The sequence below is a fragment of the Streptomyces wedmorensis genome (assembly GCF_000716445.1).
In the GTDB taxonomy this organism is placed as follows: Bacteria; Actinomycetota; Actinomycetes; order Streptomycetales; family Streptomycetaceae; genus Streptomyces; species Streptomyces wedmorensis.
The window spans coordinates 36,282-42,531 of the sequence record NZ_JNWK01000063.1 but is presented as its reverse complement, the minus strand read 5'-3'; the positions used below and the strand labels follow the sequence as shown (position 1 = coordinate 42,531).

Below are 6,250 nucleotides of genomic sequence, written 5' to 3'. Positions count from 1 at the left end.
GCGACTCCAGCTCCCGCACGAACTCCGCCACGGCCTCCCACCGCAACGACTCCTCGATCAGCGCCGACTCACTCAACTGCGGCCACGCCTGACCACCCAGCGCACCCAGCGGACCCTCAGCCCACTCCGGAACCTCGATGTCACCCATGTTCAGCACCCCCACCGCGACGAGAGAGGGCTGTTGTCGAGGAATGCGGAAGGCATGAAGGGACCTCCATCGCGCGCAAGGGCGAATGACGAGAAGGGGTGAGGTGAAAGGAGCTGGGGGGGACGGAGAAGGGTGAAGGCCTGGCGAGCGGCGGCCCCGGGCCGGGTAGAACGCCCGGCGGACCCGGCGCGTTACTCGATGGCCTTCTTCAGCGCGTCGATGGTGTCCTGGGCGTTGTCTTCGGCGTCGGTGGCGGACTGGGCCATCATGTCGATGCCGTCCCCGTAGGCCGTGACTCCCTCGACCAGGCTCTTCAGTCCGGCCACCAGGTCCACACGGCCCTTGACGTACCAGGAGTCGAGAGCCTCGCTCATCTCGTCGCCGCCGTCTCCCAGCCGCCCGCCGGTTTCGGTCTCAATACTGTAGGCCTGGGCCATTCCCTCCCTGCCGAGCTCGGAGAGCTGCATGCCGTAGGGCTTGATCTGCGAGGGAACGACGACGATCTCGCCGTTGTCGCCGTTGAGAACCACGGGGTCGTTGGGCCCCTTGGGGTCGGACGCCGGGGGTGGGGTGCTCATGCGCTGTCAGTCCTTCCAGGTAGGCGGGTGGCCGGTTCAGGCCGACGGGGGTCAGTCCTCGTCGGCCAGCGAGCGCGCGGGACGCCTCTTGCTCGCGGGAGTGTTCTTCGCCGCCGCACCGCGGTGACCACTCGGGGCGGCGGGGCCGGCCGGCACGTCGTCGACGCCGCCGGCGGCGAGGCCCGTCAGGGCCTGCTCGAAACTGCCCTTGATCATCCGCATCAGCTCGCCGTTGGCCCCACTCAGACCGCCGGGCAGCACGTCCCAGGGACTGAAGCCGCCGGGTGCGTCGGTGTCCACCGCCAGGGCGGGCGCGATGGCGGTCATGGCCTGGGCCCGCGCGCGCTCGTGCGCCTCGCGCACGGTCGCCATGACGACCGTGCCCAGCTCGTTCATCGACATCTGCTTGTACTTGGTGTTGTGGAAGGTGAGCGACGTGAGCTCGCCCTGCACGCTCACGGTCGCGCTGACGAGCTTGCTCTCCGACCGAACCGTCTCCGCCGCGTTCTTCAACCCCTCCTGGGCTGCGAGGATCGCGTCGCGCTTCTTCTCGAAACTGCTGAGGATCTCCTGCATGCGGGCTTCGTTCGCCGGATCGATCATGTCCGCCTCCATGGCTGAATCTGAACTCCGAGCGATGGCACGGACCTGTGGAGGAAACGGTTCACCCATGCCCGGAGGGCCGACCCCAGCACTGTGGGGTCGGCCCTCCGAGTCGTACGGATCTCTCGACGGCGCACGGTCGACGCGTCGCCGTCAGTGCCGTGTCAGTGACGGCCGAGCGTCTTCGGTGACGCGCCGTCCCCTTCACCGCCCCACACCGACTGCTCCTCCTGCAGCCAGTCCTTGCTTGAGCTCTGCTCCTCCTGGCCCTGCTGCGGTGAGGGCGCTCCCCCACCGCCGCCTCCCATGGGCATCATGGGCGCCATGGGGGCTCCTCCGACCTGACCGGCCGCGCCTCCACCGTTCGGTGCGGCGAGCCGCCCCGCTCCGCGAGCGGCGCCCCCGGACAGGTTCGTGGGGTCCGACCCCGCCCCGGGGGTGCCGCCGCCGGACGCACCACCTCCGGAACTCTTGGCGGAGAGGCCTCCGGTGGGCAGGGCGCCATAACCGCCGCCTCCCACACCGCCTCCCACACCGCCGCCGCCAGCTCCGCCGCCGAACGTGAGGGGAGTCGCGGACTTGCCGCTCAGGGACGTGGCCGGGTCTACTCCCCCGATGCTGTAGCGGGGGAACCCCGGCAGGCCCAAGGTCGCCGGCTGGCCGGGCGTGGACAGGGGCGACAGCGTGCTGGTCGCCCCTGAGGGGGAGGAACCGGGAAACCCGAAGGGGACGTCAGTCCCCGTCTGAGAGGTAGGCGCCCGGAAGCCGCTGAGCTGCGTCGTGGGGTTGACGGCGACGCTGTCGATGCCGTCGATGCGCGTGGTCGGCAGGCTCAGCTTGTCGAGCCTCTCCGCGTTCGTCGAACCAGGAGGCAACGTGACCGGCAGCGTGCCGGCGTCCGAAGCCGTCCGCACGAGCTGCCCGCTCTCGTCGTACGCGAAACCAGGGGGAGGCTCCGCGGTCGGCAGAGCGCCGGCGGCCGAACTGGACCGCACGAGCTGCCCGTTCTCGTCATACGCGTATCCGGGAGGCGCCGGGGCCGGCTGAGCGCCCGCGGCCGAACTGGACCGCACGAGCTGCCCGTTCTCGTCATACGCGTATCCGGGAGGCGCCGCGGGCACCGTCGGCGGAGTGGACGGCATCGCGCCGACGGTTTTCAGGTCCCCCAGCACGGGAAGTTCGTAGATCTGCGGGTTGGCGTCTCCCAGATAGCCCCGGTGATAGCCGTAGTCGGTGCCCAGCTGCTCGATGACTCCGACCATCTCACCGGCGGCCGCGACGGCCTGCTCGGGAGTCAGACTCCGCTGTGGTAGAGCGGCCATGTCGTGGCCACCTCCTCATCTCGTCGAAGGTTGTGACTGTGCTCAGGAGGTCGTCTCGCCACCGGGGTCGCTCGCTTCTGGAGTCGCGGCGGTTCCCGAGTGCTTGGCGAGGACGGCGTCGACCTCGTACCACGTCCGCTGGAGGGCTTCGCCACAGCCGCGGACCGGCTCGGGCCACTGGCGTACGGCCGCGAGGACCTCCATGAGGAAGGCGTTGAACTGGCCCACGATCCGGGCGCAGGCCGCGGCGCCTTCACCTTCCCAGCGTCCACCGTCCGCGCCGCCCATGAACAGGATCTTCGCCCTGTCCCCGATCCCGGTGGACAACTCGTTCAGCTTGTCGCCCACTTGCTGCAGCGTGTCCGCCGATCTGAAGAAGCTGTCCGGATCGGAAGCGCTGATGGCGGCGATGACCTTCTGTAGGGCCAGGATGGCGTCCGCCGCCGCTTCGGCCGTGAGGGCCGACTCCTTTGTCTCTGTCGCCACGATGTATGCCGTCCTTACGCCTGGTTCACGGGGTTGGCCGCGGGAGTGGCCACGGTTTGCGCGGCCGGCTCCGTCTGGCCCTGTTCGGCGGCGGCGCCTTCCTCGGCGAGCTTCCGGGTCAGCTCGCCCAGCGTCGCCGTCTTGCCACCCGACTCCTTCATGAACTCGTCAGTGGCCGCCAGCAGGGCTCCGAGATCCCCTACGTCGGCCTGTGCCAGCTCTTCCGCCGACGCGTATGCGCCCGCTGCGGTCACGAGTTGGCCGCCGACCTCACCGATACCCTTGGCGAACAGCGTCAGCGCTTCCATGAGTGTGCGGCAGACCTCCACGAAGGTGTTGGTCAAAGCGTCGGCGTTCGGGATCACCGCGGAGTCTCCCGGGTTGATCCCGAGCGTCTCCATCAGACCGATGATCTGTGTGATTCCCGGAACCGCATCGCTGCCTTCACCCGCGCAGGCCTGAAGGAACTGCCCGAACGCGGCGACATCGGCGGGCTGTACGCTGATCGTGCTCGCGCCGTCTTCCGACACGATGCATCACCCCTTTTGGTCGCGCCACGCTCCGCGACCCGATTCCAGCGGGTCGCGAAGCGTGGCGTCGTGTGGGAACGGACGGCGCTGTCGTCAGCCGCCGAAGCCTGCTGCGGCCTGGACGTCCTGCTGGCGGTAGATGTTCGCGACACCCTCCACGCCCTCGGCCGCCTTGAGGAGGAACTGCTGAAGCTCCTTGGCCAGGGCGTCCCAGCTCTTCTGGCACTCGATGTAGACGTTCTTCGACTCACCCTCCCACTCGGACAGAGTGGGCTGGATCTCCTGCTCCAGGCGATCGAGCGCCTGACCGAAGGTGTTGCCACACGAGACCATCAGTTCGACCATCTGCTTCATCTGCTCCGGATTTCCCCGGAAACCGTCCACGGACATGTCTTGCCTCTCCTTGTTCTCAGCGATCTCAGAGTTCTCAGGGTGCTCGGAGTTCTCAGGGGTGCCCTCGATCGGACACTGGGGTCCCGCTACCGCCGGGGCGGCCCGATGCCTGACAACTAGCCGTTCAGCAGCTGCTGGAGCCCGCTCATGCTGTCCTGCGCCGACTCCTCGGTCTGGATCTGGAGCTTGAGGGTGTCCTGCAGCTGGTCCTGGACCGTGCCCAGTTCGTTCCGGATGGCGATCACGCGCTCCGAGAACTTGGCCATGACCCGCGTGAACGTCTCCCGCGATCCGGCGTCCCAGTGCTGCATGAGCTGTTCGACGTTGTCCTCGGTGTTGGTCTGGGTCGACGTGCACACTGCGAGCGTCTGGTTGACCAGCTCGAGGCCCTGCTGCATCTGCGCCACATTTGCGGCGGTCACATCGGCTGACACGGTGTCTCCTTGTCGGTGTTCTGAGGGGTTCTGCATCGGATCACGGGACTTCGGCGGGTAGGGTTCACGCCTTCTGGTGGAAGAGACGCGTCCGTTCGTCAACGCCGGCCGAGCACCGCCCCGGGCGGGCCACCGCCCCCGGAGCCACCCGAGCCCGTGCTCCCGCCGCGGGCCCTGCCGCGTGTCTCGCCGCTCGCCAGAGTCGTGCCCTCACCCCTGTCCCGGCCGTGCTCCCAGGTGTCCCGAGCGCCGGCTCCCCATACGTCGGGGTCGGCCTTGCCGAGAGTGCCGGATGCGGATCGGCCACCACGGGATCCGCCCGAGGCGCCGCCCCCCATGCCCATCCCCATGCCCATGCCTCCGAGACCGGCACCGGCGGTCACACCGGCGACCCCGACGGTGGGACCTCCCGGCAGTCCGAAGGGCGCTGTGGACGGCTGCTGTCCGGACGGCGGCAGCGCTCCCTGCTGGAGCTCCGCCGCGGTGGCCGGCCCTCCTCCAAAGCCCACACCGCTCAGAACGGTGGCCGGGCCGTGGTCACGGCCCAGGACCCCGTCGGACTCCGCGGTCACGGACCCGACGGGCCGCTCCTCGTCGAGCAGGGAGCGTCTGGGATCCCGTCCGCCCTCCTCACGGGCCCTCGTGATTTCCGCGCCCTCCCCGTTTCCGCTGAGCTGACAGCGGTGGTCATCGAGCCGTCTGTTCAGCCCCGCGACGATCCCGTCCACGATCGGCGTGATCCTCAGCGCCTGGTCGGGCGTCAACACGACATCCAGATGCCTGTCGGCCATCTCCCACCTCCTCGTCCGTCACACACTTGAGGCGTTCCTGATCACGTCGTTCACCTCGTGGGCGGCGCTGTTGATTCCTTCACCGGCGGAACTCGTGCCGGTCGCCCAGGATTCGACGATCCGGACGAGTTTCCGCAGGCGCGCCACGAGCGAGGCGGCGAGTTCCTCGGCGGCCCGCGCGGCCTGGCCTTCCCAGCGTTCGGCTCCGCCGGCGCCGCGGAAGATGCGCTCGCTGCGCTCCTCGATCTGGTCCGCGGTCGCCGAGAGCAGCGTGGCGACGCGTTCCAAGGTGTCCGCCGCGGAGAAGTACGCCTCCGCGTCCACCTCGCCCAGCGCTGCCAGCAGGGCCTGCAGTTGCGCTACGCCACTGCTCTGAGCAGCGTTCACGCCCGGGTCCACCGTCATGACCGCGTCCCCTCTCTCTTCACCTGGTTCTCAGTTCTGTGCCGGATCGTCCACAACGGGCTGAGGGTCGGCGCCTGCCTGTTCCGTCGGGCCCCCGAGGGGTGACGCGTCCGTCGGCCGGAGCGCGGGAACCTTCGGTCCCAGGCTCGCCACCATGGCGCTTCTCGCTTCCTCCGCGTCACGGAAGGACCGGCCGGCCTGCACCAGCGCCTCCCCCAGGAGGCGGCAATCGGTCCCCGTCTCTCCCAGAGCGACGCGCAGCCGTTCCAGGTTGCCGTTGAGCTCCCTGGCGAACGCCGCTCCGCTGGGCAGGTACACGGAGTCCGGTACGGGCACGGACAACGGCCGGAGGAGTTCGATGGCGCCGCCGAGTCCGGTGGCGTCCTTTCCTTCCGGTTCCGCGATGTGCCGCAGGAACTCTCCATAGGCGATGACCTCCGCCGGATCGGCTGCGGTGCGTTTTCCTGCCATCAAGACCCTTCCTGGGGGTGGCATCGGCGATCACAACGGCGTGGGCCCCGCGCCGTCGCGGGGCCCACAGCCTGGAGCGGCAGTGCTCC

The 6,250-nt window shown here is 69.2% G+C and carries 10 protein-coding genes; all 10 read right to left on the bottom strand.

Annotated elements, in window-relative coordinates:
• Positions 1-339: 339 nt before the first annotated feature.
• Complete coding sequence (locus tag OO54_RS34545) at positions 340-726, bottom strand: hypothetical protein (RefSeq protein ID WP_033210484.1); 387 nt, start codon at positions 724-726, stop codon at positions 340-342.
• 51 nt (positions 727-777) lie between these two features.
• Positions 778-1,329: a YbaB/EbfC family nucleoid-associated protein gene (locus tag OO54_RS34540; protein ID WP_157856552.1), complete on the bottom strand. Its 552-nt coding sequence runs from the start codon at positions 1,327-1,329 to the stop codon at positions 778-780.
• Between the two features lie 164 nt (positions 1,330-1,493).
• On the bottom strand, positions 1,494-2,651 hold the full coding sequence (locus tag OO54_RS42660) for a hypothetical protein (RefSeq protein ID WP_051787523.1): 1,158 nt from the start codon (positions 2,649-2,651) through the stop codon (positions 1,494-1,496).
• Positions 2,652-2,693: 42 nt separating this feature from the next.
• Complete coding sequence (locus OO54_RS34530) at positions 2,694-3,137, bottom strand: hypothetical protein (RefSeq protein WP_033210481.1); 444 nt, start codon at positions 3,135-3,137, stop codon at positions 2,694-2,696.
• 14 nt (positions 3,138-3,151) lie between these two features.
• Positions 3,152-3,667 carry a hypothetical protein gene (locus OO54_RS34525; protein WP_033210479.1) on the bottom strand — a complete coding sequence of 172 codons (516 nt, stop codon included), beginning with the start codon at positions 3,665-3,667 and terminating at the stop codon, positions 3,152-3,154.
• A gap of 93 nt (positions 3,668-3,760) precedes the next feature.
• Positions 3,761-4,057, bottom strand: coding sequence for a WXG100 family type VII secretion target (locus OO54_RS34520; RefSeq protein ID WP_033210476.1), 297 nt, complete (start codon positions 4,055-4,057; stop codon positions 3,761-3,763).
• Between the two features lie 119 nt (positions 4,058-4,176).
• Entirely contained in the window at positions 4,177-4,494 is a 318-nt protein-coding gene (locus OO54_RS34515) for a hypothetical protein (protein ID WP_157856551.1), read from the bottom strand.
• A gap of 98 nt (positions 4,495-4,592) precedes the next feature.
• Positions 4,593-5,285: a hypothetical protein gene (locus OO54_RS34510; RefSeq protein ID WP_033210470.1), complete on the bottom strand. Its 693-nt coding sequence runs from the start codon at positions 5,283-5,285 to the stop codon at positions 4,593-4,595.
• 18 nt (positions 5,286-5,303) lie between these two features.
• On the bottom strand, positions 5,304-5,690 hold the full coding sequence (locus tag OO54_RS34505; protein WP_033210462.1) for a hypothetical protein: 387 nt from the start codon (positions 5,688-5,690) through the stop codon (positions 5,304-5,306).
• Between the two features lie 30 nt (positions 5,691-5,720).
• Entirely contained in the window at positions 5,721-6,161 is a 441-nt protein-coding gene (locus OO54_RS34500) for a hypothetical protein (RefSeq protein WP_033210459.1), read from the bottom strand.
• Positions 6,162-6,250 lie beyond the last annotated feature (89 nt).

What these genes read in the sequence shown, in the direction of transcription:
- OO54_RS34545 (WP_033210484.1), bottom strand. Translation starts at nt 726, where the DNA reads ATGAGCACCCCACCCCCGGCGTCCGACCCCAAGGGGCCCAACGACCCC.
- OO54_RS34540 (WP_157856552.1), bottom strand. Translation starts at nt 1,329, where the DNA reads ATGATCGATCCGGCGAACGAAGCCCGCATGCAGGAGATCCTCAGCAGT.
- OO54_RS34520 (WP_033210476.1), bottom strand. Translation starts at nt 4,057, where the DNA reads ATGTCCGTGGACGGTTTCCGGGGAAATCCGGAGCAGATGAAGCAGATG.
- OO54_RS42660 (WP_051787523.1), bottom strand. Translation starts at nt 2,651, where the DNA reads ATGGCCGCTCTACCACAGCGGAGTCTGACTCCCGAGCAGGCCGTCGCG.
- OO54_RS34505 (WP_033210462.1), bottom strand. Translation starts at nt 5,690, where the DNA reads ATGACGGTGGACCCGGGCGTGAACGCTGCTCAGAGCAGTGGCGTAGCG.
- OO54_RS34510 (WP_033210470.1), bottom strand. Translation starts at nt 5,285, where the DNA reads ATGGCCGACAGGCATCTGGATGTCGTGTTGACGCCCGACCAGGCGCTG.
- OO54_RS34500 (WP_033210459.1), bottom strand. Translation starts at nt 6,161, where the DNA reads ATGGCAGGAAAACGCACCGCAGCCGATCCGGCGGAGGTCATCGCCTAT.